At 72.6% G+C, this 15,586-nt stretch carries 18 protein-coding genes; 1 reads left to right on the top strand and 17 read right to left on the bottom strand.

What is annotated here, in order from left to right; all coding sequences use genetic code 11:
• Positions 1 to 22 precede the first annotated feature (22 nt).
• From V6V47_RS13630 to V6V47_RS13705, 16 genes are all read right to left on the bottom strand, one after another.
• Positions 23 to 487, bottom strand: coding sequence for a hypothetical protein (locus V6V47_RS13630; RefSeq protein WP_334628551.1), 465 nt, complete (start codon positions 485 to 487; stop codon positions 23 to 25).
• A 416-nt stretch (positions 488 to 903) separates the two neighbouring features.
• Complete coding sequence (locus tag V6V47_RS13635) at positions 904 to 2,253, bottom strand: hypothetical protein (RefSeq protein ID WP_334628552.1); 1,350 nt, start codon at positions 2,251 to 2,253, stop codon at positions 904 to 906.
• 332 nt (positions 2,254 to 2,585) lie between these two features.
• On the bottom strand, positions 2,586 to 3,107 hold the full coding sequence (locus V6V47_RS13640; RefSeq protein WP_334628553.1) for a hypothetical protein: 522 nt from the start codon (positions 3,105 to 3,107) through the stop codon (positions 2,586 to 2,588).
• Positions 3,091 to 4,023: a DNA-processing protein DprA gene (locus tag V6V47_RS13645; RefSeq protein WP_334628554.1), complete on the bottom strand. Its 933-nt coding sequence runs from the start codon at positions 4,021 to 4,023 to the stop codon at positions 3,091 to 3,093. Before V6V47_RS13645 ends, V6V47_RS13640 begins: the two co-directional genes overlap by 17 nt.
• The gene (locus V6V47_RS13650) at positions 4,023 to 5,165 is read right to left on the bottom strand and encodes an ArdC family protein (RefSeq protein ID WP_334628555.1); all 1,143 of its coding nucleotides are present in this window, start codon (positions 5,163 to 5,165) and stop codon (positions 4,023 to 4,025) included. Before V6V47_RS13650 ends, V6V47_RS13645 begins: the two co-directional genes overlap by 1 nt.
• A 337-nt stretch (positions 5,166 to 5,502) precedes the next feature.
• Positions 5,503 to 5,793 carry a hypothetical protein gene (locus tag V6V47_RS13655; protein ID WP_334628556.1) on the bottom strand — a complete coding sequence of 97 codons (291 nt, stop codon included), beginning with the start codon at positions 5,791 to 5,793 and terminating at the stop codon, positions 5,503 to 5,505.
• A complete protein-coding gene (locus V6V47_RS13660) occupies positions 5,790 to 6,131 on the bottom strand; it encodes a hypothetical protein (protein ID WP_334628557.1) in 342 nt (113 codons plus the stop codon). Before V6V47_RS13660 ends, V6V47_RS13655 begins: the two co-directional genes overlap by 4 nt.
• The gene (locus tag V6V47_RS13665; RefSeq protein ID WP_334628558.1) at positions 6,131 to 6,808 is read right to left on the bottom strand and encodes a GGDEF domain-containing protein; all 678 of its coding nucleotides are present in this window, start codon (positions 6,806 to 6,808) and stop codon (positions 6,131 to 6,133) included. Before V6V47_RS13665 ends, V6V47_RS13660 begins: the two co-directional genes overlap by 1 nt.
• Before the next feature lie 157 nt (positions 6,809 to 6,965).
• Complete coding sequence (locus V6V47_RS13670; RefSeq protein WP_334628559.1) at positions 6,966 to 7,967, bottom strand: DUF4192 domain-containing protein; 1,002 nt, start codon at positions 7,965 to 7,967, stop codon at positions 6,966 to 6,968.
• 66 nt (positions 7,968 to 8,033) lie between these two features.
• Positions 8,034 to 8,387, bottom strand: a complete 354-nt coding sequence (locus tag V6V47_RS13675) for a hypothetical protein (RefSeq protein ID WP_334628560.1) — start codon at positions 8,385 to 8,387, stop codon at positions 8,034 to 8,036.
• Positions 8,388 to 8,540: 153 nt separating this feature from the next.
• A complete protein-coding gene (locus tag V6V47_RS13680; protein WP_334628561.1) occupies positions 8,541 to 9,293 on the bottom strand; it encodes a hypothetical protein in 753 nt (250 codons plus the stop codon).
• Between the two features lie 28 nt (positions 9,294 to 9,321).
• Entirely contained in the window at positions 9,322 to 9,744 is a 423-nt protein-coding gene (locus V6V47_RS13685; RefSeq protein ID WP_334628562.1) for a hypothetical protein, read from the bottom strand.
• 230 nt (positions 9,745 to 9,974) lie between these two features.
• Positions 9,975 to 10,757, bottom strand: a complete 783-nt coding sequence (locus tag V6V47_RS13690) for a hypothetical protein (protein WP_334628563.1) — start codon at positions 10,755 to 10,757, stop codon at positions 9,975 to 9,977.
• Positions 10,745 to 11,824 (bottom strand): hypothetical protein, encoded by a 1,080-nt coding sequence (locus V6V47_RS13695; protein ID WP_334628564.1) that lies wholly within the window; start codon positions 11,822 to 11,824, stop codon positions 10,745 to 10,747. Before V6V47_RS13695 ends, V6V47_RS13690 begins: the two co-directional genes overlap by 13 nt.
• Positions 11,825 to 11,961: 137 nt before the next feature.
• Positions 11,962 to 12,729 (bottom strand): GGDEF domain-containing protein, encoded by a 768-nt coding sequence (locus V6V47_RS13700; protein WP_334628565.1) that lies wholly within the window; start codon positions 12,727 to 12,729, stop codon positions 11,962 to 11,964.
• 94 nt (positions 12,730 to 12,823) lie between these two features.
• Entirely contained in the window at positions 12,824 to 13,486 is a 663-nt protein-coding gene (locus V6V47_RS13705; RefSeq protein ID WP_334628566.1) for a hypothetical protein, read from the bottom strand.
• An 872-nt stretch (positions 13,487 to 14,358) separates the two neighbouring features.
• On the opposite strand from V6V47_RS13705, the gene V6V47_RS13710 reads away from it, so the two are divergent.
• Positions 14,359 to 14,859, top strand: coding sequence for an SRPBCC family protein (locus tag V6V47_RS13710; protein ID WP_334628703.1), 501 nt, complete (start codon positions 14,359 to 14,361; stop codon positions 14,857 to 14,859).
• An 11-nt stretch (positions 14,860 to 14,870) separates the two neighbouring features.
• Here the strand turns inward: V6V47_RS13710 and V6V47_RS32715 are convergent, their stop codons facing one another.
• A complete protein-coding gene (locus tag V6V47_RS32715) occupies positions 14,871 to 15,515 on the bottom strand; it encodes a zinc ribbon domain-containing protein (RefSeq protein WP_442934229.1) in 645 nt (214 codons plus the stop codon).
• Between the last annotated feature and the right edge of the window lie 71 nt (positions 15,516 to 15,586).

A 15,586-nucleotide genomic window follows, 5' to 3' on the forward strand; every position in this document is an offset into this window, starting at 1 on the left:
GTGCGCGCGCCGCGCTGCGGCGTCACGGTGGCGGCGGCCCGTCGGCGGCGATGGTGCCGTGGACGGTGTGCACGTCGGCGGGGTCGACGGTGTTCCACATCCAGCCGAACCCGACGCGGTAGCGGCCGTCGGTGTCGGGGGCGAGGATCTCGACCTGGGTGGGGTCGCTCTGCAGGACGCGGGTGTCGACGACGACCAGGTCACCCAGCCGGGAGATCGACGCCAGGTGCTGCAGGGCGTGGAGCCACGCCTCGTCGAGGTGGGCGCCGCCGGCAACCTCGGCGGTGATCATGTGTAGGGCCGCGGTGTGGTGGCTGTCGATGATCGCGTCCATCACCTGCGGGGTGGCGGTGAAGACCTGCCAGCCGTTCCACGTTCCGGCGGGAGTGCCGGCGTATCCCTCGCGGTAGCGGTGCGGGCAGGACGGGTCCGTGGTCTCCAGCCAGTCGCCGCTGAAGATGCGGGTGTCGGGTGGGTTCGTGCTCATCGGGTCCCCGTCTCTGCCGGGGCGGTGCGGGTGGTCACGGCGGCGCGGGGTCGGCGCCGCCGGCCCTCGGCTGGTGTCTGCCATGGCGAAGCTCCGTTTCTGGCGGTCGGAGAGGGGTCCGGGCACGGCCTGCTGGCCGTGCCCGGACGGGTGATGTCGGTGGCCGGGCGACGGCCAGGAGGGGCAACAGCGTCGGCGGATGGGTTGACGGGGCGGGGACCGGCGGCCGTGGCGGCGCCGCCCGGGCGGGCGCGAGCCAGCTCCCGCAGGCGCGGCGGCCCGAACCTGTCGCGGGCGGGTCGATGCGGGCTGCCCCGGCGAGCCGGTCGACGTTGATCGGCGACCGCTCGCCCGCCGCAGCGACTCCCCCGCCTCGTGCCGACGGTGCTGCCGGCTGGTCGCGTGAGAGCAGCAGGCTAGTTGGGTGTCAGGTTGGGGAGCGTGGCCGCCAACGCGGCGGTCTTGGGTGCGGTCCGGAACATCGACACCGCGTTCGCGGCGATGTCGGCGATGCCGTCGGCGCGCTCTCGCGCGGTGAAGGGCAGCCGCGCGTGCGGGCCGACGCGGAACGCGGGTAGCTCGTAGTGTTCACGGGCGACGACGATGCCGTCGGCGGTGGTGTATTCGTAGAAATCGCCCAAGTCGAGCCGGTCGATGTCGGTCTCCTGGTTGCCGGTGCAGACGACGACGAGGTCGTACGTGCGGCCGTCGATGAGGCCCGCGCCGGGCAGCGCGACGGGCTGCGCCCGGCGCGGCAGGACGGTGAGTCGTCGGACCCCGAACCGGTCGGGCCGCAGGTAGCGGCCGATGGCCTGGTACCGGCCCCGAATGTCCTGCCGCCACTGGTCGCAGGTCGTCGGCAGGTCGTTGGTGTACCAGTCGACGCGGTCGACCTGGTCGAGGGCGACCGCGGCCATGGACGGTTGCGGGGCGATGCCCAGGCACGATTCGACGGCGCATTTCGCGGAGTCGCCGCCACCGATCACCGCGACCCGCCGGGCCCCACGGAGTGGCCACATGCCGGCCATGCGGTGCATGAACTGCGGGTAGGTGAGGATGGTGGCGCCGTTGGCGAGGTCCTGGTCGGTGGGGTCACCCAGGCCGCGGGCGTCGATGACCCGCCCGGCGATCAGCGGCGCCTTGCCCTCGATCTCCAGTTCCACTCCGGGGTAGACCGGGGTGACGGACCGGACGGTGGCGGTGGGCACGACGTCGGCGAACTGCGCCAACGCGAGGCGGATGACGAAGGCCATGTCGGTGTTCGTCTGGTACTCGGCCATGGACACGTTCGCGGCCTGGATCGGGGCGCCCGGCAGGTAGTTCAGGCTGGTTCCCTGGTCCCCGGACAGTCCGGCGCCGCCGGCGCGGTTGCGGGAGTTGAGGTAGAACACCGGGCGGGTGGTCATCGCGAAGCTGCCGCCGACGCGTTCGGTGCGTTCCAGCACCAGCGGCTTCGGGTGACCGCTGAGCACGCGGACGGCGGCGTAGGTCGCGGCGTGGAAGCCGCTGCCGATGATGACCTCGCGGGTGGGGCGCTCGGCGCTGAGCAGTTCCTGCTGACGCCGTTCGTCGGACCAGGCGGTGTCCAGGACCTCATCGGCGTAGGCGCGGCCGGACGGGTCCAGGGCGATACCGGTGAGTCTCGCCTGCGTCGGGCTGGGGAACTCCTGCTCGCGTTGCATCATCGCCCGCATGCCCGCGGCGGCGGACTCGTTGACGGCGATGGCGGTGAGCAGGGACGTGATCTGCGCGGATGGCTCGAACATGGTGTCCTTCCTGAGTTACCGGGCGCCACGCCGGCCGCGCCACCTCCTCCCAGGGGCATCCCCCCGGGGTTACGGCACGCGGCCGACGCGATCCCCGGAAGGGGTTTAGGTGGTGGGGCTGGCGGTCGCCAGTCCCGGGTGGGCGGATCGCCGACGTGGTCGGCGGGGCACCTCGGCGCGCCGCGACCTGGCCGACCGGCCGCGGCGGGGCGGTGCCGTCAGCGGTGGGCCTGGGCCGGCCGTGCGACCGCGCGGGTCACGCCGTCGTGGCCGCGCAGGCGCCGCTGGTGCCGGAGGGCGCACGCCCCGTGCGGCGGCGTGCGGTGGTGCTGTTACGCGGTGGCCGGAAGAGGCCGGATGCGCCGCGGCGGGATCCGCTGCCACGACGCGGCGAGGGTGCCCGGCTGCGCCGGGTGGTCGACGACGTCGTAGTCGCGGATCCACACCGCGTACCAGGGCTCCGCGGGCGCGGCCTGACGCAGCACCTGACTGGCGGTCATCGGGGTGCCCGCCAGGGCCGGGTGGTTTCCGGCCCGGTACTGGTGCCGCCGGCCGGCGAGCATGGGGCAGGCCCGGCGGCTGTACGCCGCGCACGGCGGGCAGACCGCCGGCTCCGCCGCGCACTGATGGAGCAGGTCGGATTCTCGGGCGAACAGCACCGCCCGCTCGCCCAGCCGTCGACCGCAGACCTGGCACAGGCGGCGGGTCACACACCGGTACTGACTGAGGCCGTCGATCGTGCCGAACAGGTACAGTCCCCCGCCGGCGGTGGCCGGGGTGATCCACGGGACGACGAGACCCCCGGCGCGAGGCCGGTCGACCAGATGCACCGGGATGTCAGGCGTGACCGTCACCGGCGTCACCCCCCTGCGGTGTGACCCCCGGTTGCGGGGCGAGGTCGGCCATGATGTGCGCGGCGCAGCCGACCGGCCGGACCCGAGGGTCGGTGCGCCACAGCTCGAGGCAGCCGGTCGACAGCGCGGACGTCACCGGACCGGGCACGACCAGGCCGACGCGGCCCCGGTCGAGGGCCTGCCGGATGGTGTGCAGCGCCGAGCTGCGCGGCGACGCCTCCACCACGACGGTGCCCGCCGTCAGCGCCGCCAGCAGGGTCTGCTGCGCCGCCATCCGCGCCCGGGTCGGGTGGGCTCCCGGGGGTTGGGCGCTCAGCAGCAGACCGGCCTCGGCGAGGCGTTCCAGCAGCGCCCGATGCTGGTGCGGGTGGAGTCGGTCAAGGCCGCCCGGCAGGACCGCGACCGCACGACCGCCGACGGCCAGCGCCGCCCGCAGCACGGCGCCGTCGATCCCGAGCCCACCGGAGGACACCACCGTCCACTCGTGGGTGGCCAGGTCAGCGGCGAGGTCAGCGGCGACGTGGTTGCCGTAGCTGCTGCTGGCCCGCGACCCGACGATGGTGACCGAGGCCGCCGGCCGTGGGATCGGGGCCGGCCCGCGCGCCCACAGACACACCGGCTGTCCCCCGCCCGCGTCCCGCAAGCCCGTGGGCCAGTCCGCGTCGGCGGGGATGACCACTCGGCCGCCGCCGCGCTGGGCCTGCTTCACCGCGGCAGCCGCCTCGCCCCACCGTCGGGCCGTGGGCAGGTGCCGGATCTCGGACCGGGGGACGAACGGCCCTGCCTGCCGGGACAGCAAGTCGACCACGTCGGTCGGCGTGTGCTGCGCCAGGAGCTGCCGCAGCCCGGCGTCACCGGGCTCACACAGCCAGCCGAGCGTGGCCCGCGCGGTGCGCTCATCGTCGATGGTGTCCATCAGGCTGCCTCCCGTCCGAGCGCCGCCGATCCCGCGAGGGCGGGCGGGTCCGGTTCGTCGGGTCCGGCCGGGGTCGGGTCGGCGGTGTCGTCGCGGTCGGCGGGGGTGAGGTCGGCCAGGATCTGCTGGGCCACCCGCAGCACCGTTGCGGCGCACTCCTTGACCAGGTCCATGTCCCCGTTGGCCCAGGCGAACACGTAGGCGTCGGAGTAGGCCGCGCTGTCCATGCCCAGAGCCCGTAACACGATGTGCGCGACGCTCTCGGCTTCGGTTTCGTCGCGGCCCCGGTGCAGGGCGGCGCTGGACACCGGGGCGTCGAGGTGTCCACAGCGGATGTGCGCCAACTCGTGCAGGGTCGTCTTGGTGCGCTGCGCCGGGTCGACGTCATCGCGGACCTGCACGACCTGGACGCCCCGGCCGCGGACGGTGACGCCGTTCGCGCCGTTCAGATAGCCGGTGTGCGGTGCGACGAGCGCGTAGCCGTAGCCCTCGTCGGTAATGAGGCGGACGAGGTCGTCGTAGACGCCGGTCGGGTCGTCGCCGGCGAGGAGCTGCGGGTGGTGCGCACGCTGGTGACTGCGCCGGCGCACGAGCACGGTCGGCGGGTCGAACGGCTCCCCGTCGGTCTGCGACACCTCGAAGGTGTTGGCCAGGCCGAAGCCCACCACCTGGACCGCCGGGCGACCGGACGGCTCCCGCCTCACGGTGCGGCCGGCGGCCTCCCAGGCAGCGGCCTGCTCCTCGGTCGGCCGGCGCTTGATCGGCGCCCAGATCCTGAACGCGGTCTCACCGGCGCGCACGTGCCGCTGGTGGGCCTTCCACCCGGTCGAGCCGTCTCTTTTGCCAAACGGCAGGAAGTAGCGTGGGACGATGCCCCGTTCTTCTGCTTGGACCAGCAGCAGGATCTGGTTGCCGAGGCTGTAACGGGCGCCGAACGCGGCGACGTGGTCGATGAACTCGACCCACTGCGCCGGGTCGGCCGCCAGCCGCGCCAGCCGCGCGTCGAAGTCGGCTTTGATCTTCGCCAGCAGCTCCCCGCGCTCGCCGTCGCCGCGGCGGGGTTCCTCGGGTGTGGCGGTGGCGTGGCGCTTCGCGGCGCCGTTGGCCCTGGCCTTGCTGGCCAGGGGGTGGTGCGTGGCCATCAGGGTGGCCTCCTATCCCCGCCTCGTGGCGGCGGACAGGTTGGGACCCGCTGCGGCCCCAACCTGCCCGTAGGCACGAGGTGAAGCCGCCGCCCCTGCGAGTCAGGGACCTGCGGGAGCGCTGCGATGACGCCGACGTCGACGCGGACGGCCGATGGTCCGCAACGCAGGCGGTACTGAGTGATGCACGAATCGGCACCGGGAGGCCCGCCGGGCTGACGGTTGTCGGGGCCGTCGCCCCTCAGCGGCTATGTCGCTACACCCAGGCAAGGAGCTCGGCCGCGGGTCGCCGGTGGTGCCACCGCACGACGTCGCGGCGCCGCGGGCGGCTGACGTCCTACGCGCCCGCGGGAACCTGATAGACCAGGTGCGCGATCACGCCTGCGGCGGCGACGCGCTCGGCGGCGCTCCACTCGGCGGGCAGCGTGACCGTGAGGGTGTCGCCCCGCAGGACGGCGTCGCCGCAGCCGCGGCCGGCATCATCGACCAGCATGATCCTGGTCAACCCGCGTGCGGGCCGGTCCGCCCACACCCTGACCCGGTGCGCACCGATCGGCAGGTCGGCCAGGGGAACAGGCTGATCGGTGACAGAGGGCAGCGTCAGCCCGGCGAGGGGAGGGTCGGTCATCGGGCGATCACCACCTCGTCGTCGAGGATCGCGAACCAGGGGATGGCCGTCGCCCGGCGCAGCAGGGTCAGCCAGCTGCCGATGACGGCGATCGGGCCGTCGGGGTCCGGCAGCGGATGCCGGCGCGTGAAGTCCGGGTCGTCCTCGGCCAGGCCACCGGTCTCGGCGAGGGTATTGGCGAAGATCCGGATGGCTTCGCGGGTGACCGCGTCGGCGCTGCGGCCGACGATGAGGATCGGCGCGTCGTCCCAGTCGATCAGCCCATACACATCCAGACCGGGTGGCGCCGCCGTCGGCCGCTCCCCCACCCGGCAGATGATCAACCTGCGGGTCTGCATCACGCCTCCCCGCTGCCGGCGTCCGAGGCAGGTGCGCCGCCGTGACCCCGCATCGTCACCGGGTCGAACACCGCGGTGTGTCCGCGGCCCGTTCGCTTCGCCGCGCGCATCGCGCGGTCGGCGCGAATAAGTGCCCGCCGCTGATCAGGATCCTCGTGGGGCGTGAAGACGGCGACACCAGCGCACGCGGTGACCGTGACCGTGATGGGGTGCCGGGTGATGCGCAGGTCGGTCGGCTCGGCGACGGCAGCGACCAGACGCGCGGCGTGGCCGGCGGCGTCGCCGGGATGCTCGAGGATGACGGCGAACTCGGCCCGGCGCATCCGGAACACCGCGCCGCCGGCGGCGGACGCGACGTGGCGCAGGCGGCCGGCGGTGAGGACGAGGAGTTGGTCGAGGGCGCGGTTACCGAGACGCCCCACGAACGTCCGGGTGCCGTCGAGGTTGATCAGGATCACGGCGGCCGGGCGGCGGCGCGTGACGGCGGCGGCCAGCGCCGCGTGGAAGCCGGCGCGGTTACCCAGGCCGGTCAGGTCGTCGCGGTGAGCGGCGCGCACGGCGGCGTCGATGGCCGTGCGGTAGCGGCCGGCGGTACGGCGCCGGGTCAGGTAGTAGGTGACGGCGGCGGTGATCGTCAGCGCCGCGACGACGGCGGTGATCTGCGCGAAGGTAGACATGGATGCCCACACCTCCAATCCCACACAGGGGGTTGAGGACGTGGTGAGGGCAGCCGGGGTGTCACCGGCTGCCCTCACCCTCACGGGGTGCGCGAACCCCGTACGCGGGGTTCGCGGGGGATGCCGGCGACGCCCGGGGCGGGCGGCGGACGGGGTGTTAGTCGCTGGTGATGGCGGCCTGCCAGACGTGCGGCGGCACGCCGGCCTGTAGGGCCTGGCCGAGCAGGTGCGCGAGCCGGTAGTCCGCGTCGGCGTCGAGTGACCGTTCGACGGCGATGCGCGCCATCGCGCCGTCGCCACCCAGGTAGGCGGTGATGGCGAGCAGGCAGGCCGGGGCGGCGCCCAATCCTGGTATCGCCCGTCGGGTCACGTCGATCCACAGCCGCCGCTGCTCGTCGCTGCCGTCGCCGGTGATCCAGGCATGGTCGCGGACCTCGGGGACCATCAGCACGGCGGTCAGCCACGCCACGTCGTCGTCGGACAGGATGTCCCCGCGGACGGCGCACTCGTAGGCGCGGTCCACCGCCGTGATGCCGTCGTGCAGGACCTGCTCGGGCGGGGTTGACGGCGGCTGCCCGTCGGCGGCCGTCCGGCCGTCGGCGAGCAGGTCGGCGAGGCGACGCAGCGCGGTGTCGGTCGCGGCGCGCATCGACGCGCGACCCGGCCCGGTTACCGGCGTGATCAGCTGCTGCAGTGCGGCCCGGTTCGGCAGCGGCGCGATCCCGAGGTAGACGGCCTCCGCCGGGACACTGCTGGCGGACGGGTCATACGCCACGCCGTCGGCGCAGTCCGGGCCGCCGCACAGGCACCAGTAGTGGTTGCCGTCGACGCGCAGCACCTCGGGCACATCGACGTCGATCGCCTGCAGCGCGGTCCGCAGGACGGCGCTCGCCGGTGCGACGCGGTCGTCCGGGCCGTAGCCGACGAGGATCACCGCCGACGCGTACTGCGCCAACAGGGTGGCGGTGTGCGCGGCCGGTTCCGCGAAGTCGTCGAGCTCGGACGGCTCGGGCAGGTCGATTCGGGCGACGAACCGGATCCGCCGGTCGTCCAGGGCGATGCAGACCAGGCTGTCGGTGGGGTGGAAACCGACGAGGTAGGGCACCGCGACGATGATGTCGTCGCGGCTGGTGAGCCGAAGCGGGCGGGGTGTGATCACAGGTGGGTCCTCCGTGACAAAGCGGTGAAAGGTGGGCCGGCGACTCGAGGGCCGCCGGTCGGGGCGTCAGCGGCAGTGGGTGAGAGCGGCAAGCACCGCGTCGACCTGGCCGCTGGTGAGGCTGCCGGCGGCGCCGTCCCGGACACCGGTGACGGCGATCGGTCCGGCCAGCGGCAGCTGGGCGCCGCCGAGGCGGGCGATGAGCAGACGGGCGACGGGGTTGGGGCGGCGGCCCACCGTCGGTCCGCCGACGTGGCACCAGGCGGCCAGGTGTGCGGTGTCGAGCGGGATCGGTGCCGGCGGTCCGCCGACCGCGCGGCGCAGCAGGGCGTCGACGGCGCCGGTGCGCTGCCGGGTGTGGTGTTCGTGGCTGGTGCCGTCCTCGGCGACCACGATGAACGTGAACGCGGTATGCGCCATGCGGGACTCCCCTTATAGGTGGGGTCGCCGGGCATGGCCGTCTGGCCCTGCCCGGCGACACGTGATGGCCGGGCGTCGGCCAGGAACGGACGGTGTGCGCCTGTCGAGCCCGCCGTCAGCGGGCCCTCCGCGACGCGGATGCGGGGGTGGTGGTTAGGCGTCGACGACGGGTTCGCCGTCGACGGTGACCCGCAGCGGCACGGTGCCGTCGGGTCGGCGCAGCCACCCGGCCGCGTCCTGCAGATAGGCGGCCAGCTGCAGCACGCCGCCGGCGTCGACGTAGGCGAGGACCCACACCCCGGCGACGTGGATCGCCGGGTGCGGCGCGTCGAAGCTCGCCGCGACGAGGCGGGCGTCGAGGTTCGCGGCGATCGCGACCACCGGCGTCGACTGGTGGATCTCGAGGAAGCCTGCGCCGCGGCGCCGCCACCCGTCGGGGTCGTTACCCGGTAGCGGGGTGCCGCCGTGCCGGTCGGCCCACTGCTGGGCGCGGTCGGCCATCAGCTCGCACAGCCGCGCCGCCTCCCCGTAGAGGGTGGCGTGGGTCAGCTCGGCGACCAGCCGCGGCTGCGGCTCCCCGGTCGCTGCGCGCAGCTGGTGCACGCGCAGCCATACCGCGTGCGAGTCGTCGTGCAGCACCAGCTGGTAGCGGTAGTCGAGGTCACCGATGTAGGTGTCGTCGGCGGGTGCGGTGCCGGTGACCTCCAGCCGCGGCAGGGTGCCGGGGAACGTGTCGGCGTGGGCGAGCCAGCTGTCCACGGTCAGCGGCCGTTGATGCCCGTCGGCCCAGGCAACGAAGTCAGCCAGGTGCGGGATCTGGTACTCGGGGCTGCCCCAGCCGGCCCAGAACGAGCGGCTGTTCCCGTGCCGGTCGGTGAGGGTGACCACCGCGCGGTTACCCATCATGTGTTCTCTCCTTCGTGACGGCAGGTGTTCACAGCGGGATGCCGTGGACGCTGACCGTCGGGGTCGGGTCGGTCAGGCGCAGGACAGCGCTCGGCGGTACGACGACGTGGGCGCCGTCGGCGTGGGAGATGACCCACCAGTAGTCACGGCGGGGCCGGACGGCGGCGACGGTGCGGGTGGTGCCGTCGAAGGCGAGCACGTCGTCGCCGGAGCGCAGCTCCCGCACCGGGCGCAGGCGCACCCCGTCGGCGGGCCGCACCACCCACGGGGCGACCACGTCGACGCGGCGGCGACCCGCCGCCGGGGCGAGGCGGTAGTCGACGCCGACGCGCGCAGGTGCGAGGGAGGTGACGGTGGCCGGTAGCCAGGTGGCGCGGGCGTTGACGTGCACGGCCTGCCCCACATGCAGTACCGCTGTGGGCAGGAAGGGAGACGCGAACAGATCAGTCATGCCGGGCTCCTGTATCGAGGGATGGGAAAAGCCCGGGCATGGCGGCGGTGCCGTGCCCGGGGCGTGAGGTGATGTGTGATCAGGCCGGGCATCGGCCGGTGAACCGGACACACGCGGTGCGCCGCGGTGGTGCCGGGCAGCGCGCGACGTGGCGGCGCGATCCCCTCAGCGGACGGCAGTACCGCCCGGTGTCCGGCAAGGCCGTGCGGGCGGTGACTGCCGGAGGCGGGTCAGCCGGCCTGCCGGCGGGTGGCGAACCGCTCGTCGAGGGCTGCCGGGGTGGAGCAGGAGCAGTCCTGGGGCAGGTCGCCGCAGTCGACGCAGCACCCGCAGTACCGGCAGACCGTCTCGCCCAGGTCCGCTACCGCCCCGCACGTCCCGCACTGGTCGTCCGCGTCGATCGGCCGTCCCCAGCGCGACCACCCGTCGTCCCCGTCCGCCCAGGCGAGCGGGAACGGCAGGTAGCTGTCGTTGGAGTACCACCGGCCGCCGTCCCAGATGCCCGACTCCTCGTTGAGCAGGTAGGCGCGCTGCGGGAAACGGCGGTCGACGCTCAGCACCACCACCGCGTTGGTCACGGTCATCCACCGCGCGAACCGCCGGCGGTTGCGACGCAGATGCAGCGACCCGAACCGGGGCAGGAAGTCCTCCACCGCGATCCGCGTGTCCGAGCGGGTGTCACCCCGGCCCGGCTGGACGCGACGCGGCAGCACCCCGTTGTGCGCCAACACCGTGCGGGGATCACCCCCGACCGGGAACGGATGGCAGTTGTCCAGGCTGGTGGCGCCGTGAGTGGTGAGCCGGGAATGAAACAGCGCCGGTCCGTCCGGATACTCGCGGCGGGCCGCCGCAAACGCCTCGATCACCGACGGGCCGTCCATGCCGTGCTCGACGACGATCCGTGAACCCGTGACGATGGCGAAGCCGTGCCCGTGCGGGTTGGCGTCAGCGCCGTGCAGCAGCGCGGTCAGGTCAGGCATCACCGTGGCAGGGCAGAACGTCAGCAGGCACACGCCAGAACCTCCAACTGCTCGCTCAACGGCGCATACACGGGCCGCTCGGCGAGCCATCGCACGAACGCCGGCCAACTCCAGCCGCCGGCGCAGGCGATCTCCCGGACGCTCAGGTGCGCGGTGTACTCGACCGACGCGGCGGCGAACCCGAACGCGGCTTTGACCTGCCGCGGGTCCAGTGAGCTGGCGAAGATCCGCAGCTCGAACGTGTCGGCGTTACCGGTGTTGATCGCCCGGTACCGCTGACTCCGGGCGCCTTTGGCGTAGTCCTTCACCGCGCGGCGGTCGCCGCTGGTGAACGCGGCCCACTGCGGTGAGGACCGGCGCGCCAGCCGGGTGACCTGCCGTTCGTTGCGGTAGATGAACTTCATCCACCGGTACACGTGCGCCGGCGAAACGAACGCGGCCCGCGAGACGTGGACGTGCATGCCGGTCTGGCAGGTGGCCTCGCAGCCCCGCTCCCGCAGGGCGTCGAGCATCCGCCACGGAAAGTGCTCCAGCGCCCAGGCATACGACATCGGATGGGCCACGATCTCGAAGCCCCCGCCGATGGTGCTGTCGTTTTTCAGGTAACCCAGATCGTCGAGGTGCGCGGCGGCGACCTCGGCGCATTCCCAGTCCCGATCCGGTGGCGTGTCGACCTCAATCTCGGGTCCGAGGTACAGCGGCCCGACGCCGTGGAAGATCGGAGACGGCTTGTAGCCGTAGTCCTCGACGAGCCCACCACGGTCGTCGGCGTCGTCGCGGCACGATGAGGAGTCGCAGTCGGCGCTGCAGCAGCCGTTGCCGCAGTCGGCGCCGTCGCGGTTCCAGCCGTCGCACCGGCCGCACTGCCAATAGCACTCGTCGAGACACCGGTCGCAGATGATGGATCCGCGGACGGTGTCGGTGGTCTCGTCCTCGGCAACCACGCCGTGGCAGCGGCGGCACGTCACACAGTCGCACGGCGACCCGTCGACGGTTTCGGTGCCGCATCCACGGCACCGGGCGATCACCGCCGCAGCATGAAGGGCGCCGGTGTCGAGAACGGTCATGGTGCGCCGTGCCGCGTCAGTCGCGGATGGCATGGAATGCACCTCCTGTAGTGCAGGGCAGCAGGAGGCGCGCACCGACCCGGCCCGCAGCTCCTGTCAGCCGAATCGGCCAATGAATTCGGAGAGCGGACAGAGCCCGGGCACAGCAGAACGGCTGCGCCCCAGGTGGGTCAGGAGTTGGCGGTGCCATGTCGGGCGGCGCGCAGGTCGCGGTGCCGTGCCGTCGGGCGCACACCCGGCGAGGGCGGCGTGTCGTCGCGGACGGGGTCGTAGCGTTCGATCCCGGTGCCGGACCGCTTCGCCGTGTACATGGCCCGGTCGGCCTGGCCGAGGGCGACGTGGGGATCACCACCGGGCGTACGGCAGATGCCGATGCTGACGCGCATCGGCGTCGTGCTGCCGCCGATCGTGACCGGCGGCGCCAGAGCGGCGGTGAGGGACCCGGCCAGGGCCTGCGGATCCCGCCGGGTGACGACGAGGAACTCGTCGCCGCCGAGGCGGGCAACCAGGTCGCCGGGTTCGGCGGCGTGAATAAGCCGGTCGGCGAGCTCGGCGAGGTACCGGTCGCCGCCGTCGTGGGTGTAGGCGGTGTTGATGTCGTGCATACCGTCGACGTCGATGAGGGCGACGGTCAGGTCGCTGCCGGCATTGTTGACGATGTGCCGTTCGGCGACCCGGCGCACCGCAAGCCCGGTGACCGGGTCCCGGTACGCAACCGCCAGGTCCGCCTCCAATTCGGCGATGCGGTATACGGCGCCCACTGCGCGGTCACCCTGAACGGCCAGGAGGATCGCTTGCACGGCCATGCCCCACGCGGCGAGCCAACCCGCCACCACCGCGTGACCAGTGAGCAACAGGGAGAGCACAACAGACGGGATGAGCGCCGTGATGACGATCGGAGTCCAGCGCCTGGCCGTCTCCGACAGTGCGACATGCATGACGGGGGTCTCCCTCCGGGGTATGGATCGCCATCCCGCAGACGCCGACAGGCGAACCGAGTCGCCCGGATGGCGTGCGCGGGCGGGCACGGGGTCACCCGGTACAGAGGGCAACCAGGATGTCGCGCGGGTTGAGCGCGTCGACGCGCCTGTTGACGTCGGTCAGGTACCGCACCTGGGCGGCGTACTGGTCGTTGGCGTTGACCAGGAAGGTGCCGTCGAGGCAGAGGAAACGGTTGCCGGCGATGGCGCTGAGCCAGCCGTGGGAGGCGTAGCCGTTCGCGCCGACCTGGAATGCCTCCAGGTGACTGGTGGGCACATCCGTGATCCTGGTGGGCAGCGCGTTGTAGGTGAGCATGGCCGCGACGCGCGGTTGAGCGAGATAGTGCTGCCGGGCCTTGGCGATCGGGTACCGGGCCGGGTCGGCGCGGTGCCGTTCGAGGAAGGTCCAGTAGGGCTGGGCAGGCCGGGTGCCCTCAACAACCTGGTTCCAGATGTGCCAACGGTGCCAGGAGGCCCGGTGGGCGGCGGCCCGCATGGCGTTGAGGTTCAGGAGCCGGACTGGTCCACCGGCGGCGGTGTCCCGCCAGGGCTGTAGCAGGCTCCCGCGGTGCAGGCGAGTGGTGACGGTGAAGTGCCCGGCGCTGCCGAGGTTGGTCAATGGCGTGGCCGCGAGGCGATGGGCGGCCGTGGTGGCCAGTTGATGGGTGGGGGTGCCGTGGGGCAGGCACACGATCGTCAGGGACGGATGAGGCACGGTTCTCCTCCTCCAGGTGTGGTGACGCGCGAAGGCGCTGGGCACGCCGATGTCGACGCCCCGGCAGGGGTAAGGGTTTGACCGCGACGTGGTCAGCGGGGCACACGGGCAGAGCCCGCGTAGGGGTGCGCGAAGGCGCGAGGGTGATGCTCGCGGTGGGGGGCGCCGACGGGCGGGGCAGGCCGACCGGCCAGATGGCGGGTGGGCGGTTGCGACCGCGGTCGTGGGCGGCGTCGCCCGGATGGTGGTGCTGGGGGGGGTTTCAATGAGTTGAGCCTCGACCGTAGCGGGGTCACCCAACAGGCCACCGTCCGCACGGGTTCGCCAGGGCCTCCGCTGACCTACGTTGTTGTGACGTCGCGCGGTTGGCGACGCCACGCTCGAAGGCGGGTCGGGTGGGCGTGAAGCGGCTGGCGGCCAACACCGACCGCTAAGGGTGACTGTTGGGTGGACCCGTGGTAGATATCAACGACCCCCGGGCCGGCATCATCGACGATAGACGGTTTCACTGAAGCCCAGCCGCGCGGCCGCGGCTGGGCGGTCCTGCCCAGCGGCCACCGCATGGCCGTCAAGAACAGGGCCGTTTCCTAGCGCCAGCTGTGTCGGTGTTGATGTGCACGCTGGCGTACTCGCGAGGGGCGAAACGTCGCCGCCGCCGGCCAGGCTTTCGCGAGCCCAACCATTGGCTGTCACCCACTCCCCCGGCGGCCCGCCCGGTCGTCGTCGCAGCACCCGATCTGATCCGACGGCCGCTCGGCGCGATCGCCTGCTCAACGCCTCTGCAACCCGCCGGCATGGCGGCAGCGCCAGCGGGTACACGAGTCGCGTCAAGCGGCAGCTTTCACGATGTGCCGACCGGATCGGAGACGGCGATGCGGGGAACAACACGGCGACCGCGAACACCGGAGGCGGTCGAAGCGCGAGTGACGATCTGCCGCCCGGTGCGGGAAGTGTTCGCCTTCTACCGCGACTTCGGCAACCTGCCCCGGTTTCTGGGCGACGTCATGGCCGTCGAACAGGTCGGCCCTGCGGTGTCACGCTGGACGATACAGGGCCCGCTAGGCGTTCGGCTCACCTCGACGATGAGGGTGACCGAGGAGCGTACGAACGAGGTCATCGGATACGAAACACGCTCCCTGCCTGGGCTTCGGACCCACTGGGAGGTCCACTTCACCAAGGGTCCAACGGTCGGCGAAACCGAGGTACGCGAGGTGATGCGGACGCCGCTGGGAAGGCTAGGGCATCGAATCCTCTCGCTAATGGGTAAGCCTCCCGCCGGCGAGGTGCCGGCGAATCTGCGCAGGTTGAAGGAACTGCTGGAAACGGGCAGGGTGAGCTCTTTGGAGCATGCCGTCGCGGGCAAGTTCAACTAGTGCTGTGACCACTAACGTTCACCAGATTGTCGGTGGTGTTGTGGTTCCTCGCCCGAACGTTGTCGGGGCGAGCGACTCCCCACCGGTGGTGGGGCGGGCCTCAGCCGGCCAACCGACCCTGACACCGCTGGTGGGCGGCGTGGGTCACGCCGGGACAGCCCGGCACCGGGAAGGTGCCGGCCTGCTCGACGGTGCGTGACCACCTGACCCGCCGTTGGGGGTGGGGTGGTGGTGGCGCCGCCCGGGGTTCGGGTGGCGATGGTGAACGCCGCGGCAACATCACGATGCCCGACGAACCCGCAACTTCTGCACGTCATGGTCCGCCCGCGGGGCTTGACCACTTTCCGCTGGCACACCGGGCAGGTCGACGACGTGCCCCGCTCATCGACCAGATGCACGGTGATCCCGGCCAACTCCGCCTTGTCCGTCAGGACCGCGATCGCCCGGCCGATCTGCCACTGCCGCAACCGCAGGTTGTGCCGCCGACCCGCCGGCAGATCGAGGACACCCCGCGGGTCACCGACGGTCAGCGTCCCGACCCGGTGCCGCACCGCCCAACCGATCACGGTCTTCGCGGCCTCGTGCCCGGCCTGCCGCACCCGACGCCGATGCCGCCCCTCCGCCAGCCGAGCCCGGACGATCGTCCAATACCCCATTCCCAGGGCCTCCACCCGCGCGATCTGCCGCCTCGGCACAATGAACTAGTCGACCGGGAGGGCTCGGCTTC

Source organism: Micromonospora sp. CPCC 205539, from assembly GCF_036906815.1.
GTDB lineage: Bacteria > Actinomycetota > Actinomycetes > Mycobacteriales > Micromonosporaceae > Micromonospora.

What these genes read in the sequence shown, in the direction of transcription:
- V6V47_RS13630 (WP_334628551.1), bottom strand. Translation starts at nt 487, where the DNA reads ATGAGCACGAACCCACCCGACACCCGCATCTTCAGCGGCGACTGGCTG.
- V6V47_RS13635 (WP_334628552.1), bottom strand. Translation starts at nt 2,253, where the DNA reads ATGTTCGAGCCATCCGCGCAGATCACGTCCCTGCTCACCGCCATCGCC.
- V6V47_RS13645 (WP_334628554.1), bottom strand. Translation starts at nt 4,023, where the DNA reads ATGGACACCATCGACGATGAGCGCACCGCGCGGGCCACGCTCGGCTGG.
- V6V47_RS13650 (WP_334628555.1), bottom strand. Translation starts at nt 5,165, where the DNA reads ATGGCCACGCACCACCCCCTGGCCAGCAAGGCCAGGGCCAACGGCGCC.
- V6V47_RS13655 (WP_334628556.1), bottom strand. Translation starts at nt 5,793, where the DNA reads ATGACCGACCCTCCCCTCGCCGGGCTGACGCTGCCCTCTGTCACCGAT.
- V6V47_RS13660 (WP_334628557.1), bottom strand. Translation starts at nt 6,131, where the DNA reads ATGCAGACCCGCAGGTTGATCATCTGCCGGGTGGGGGAGCGGCCGACG.
- V6V47_RS13665 (WP_334628558.1), bottom strand. Translation starts at nt 6,808, where the DNA reads ATGTCTACCTTCGCGCAGATCACCGCCGTCGTCGCGGCGCTGACGATC.
- V6V47_RS13675 (WP_334628560.1), bottom strand. Translation starts at nt 8,387, where the DNA reads ATGGCGCATACCGCGTTCACGTTCATCGTGGTCGCCGAGGACGGCACC.
- V6V47_RS13680 (WP_334628561.1), bottom strand. Translation starts at nt 9,293, where the DNA reads ATGATGGGTAACCGCGCGGTGGTCACCCTCACCGACCGGCACGGGAAC.
- V6V47_RS13685 (WP_334628562.1), bottom strand. Translation starts at nt 9,744, where the DNA reads ATGACTGATCTGTTCGCGTCTCCCTTCCTGCCCACAGCGGTACTGCAT.
- V6V47_RS13695 (WP_334628564.1), bottom strand. Translation starts at nt 11,824, where the DNA reads ATGCCATCCGCGACTGACGCGGCACGGCGCACCATGACCGTTCTCGAC.
- V6V47_RS13700 (WP_334628565.1), bottom strand. Translation starts at nt 12,729, where the DNA reads ATGCATGTCGCACTGTCGGAGACGGCCAGGCGCTGGACTCCGATCGTC.
- V6V47_RS13710 (WP_334628703.1), top strand. Translation starts at nt 14,359, where the DNA reads ATGCGGGGAACAACACGGCGACCGCGAACACCGGAGGCGGTCGAAGCG.
- V6V47_RS32715 (WP_442934229.1), bottom strand. Translation starts at nt 15,515, where the DNA reads ATGGGGTATTGGACGATCGTCCGGGCTCGGCTGGCGGAGGGGCGGCAT.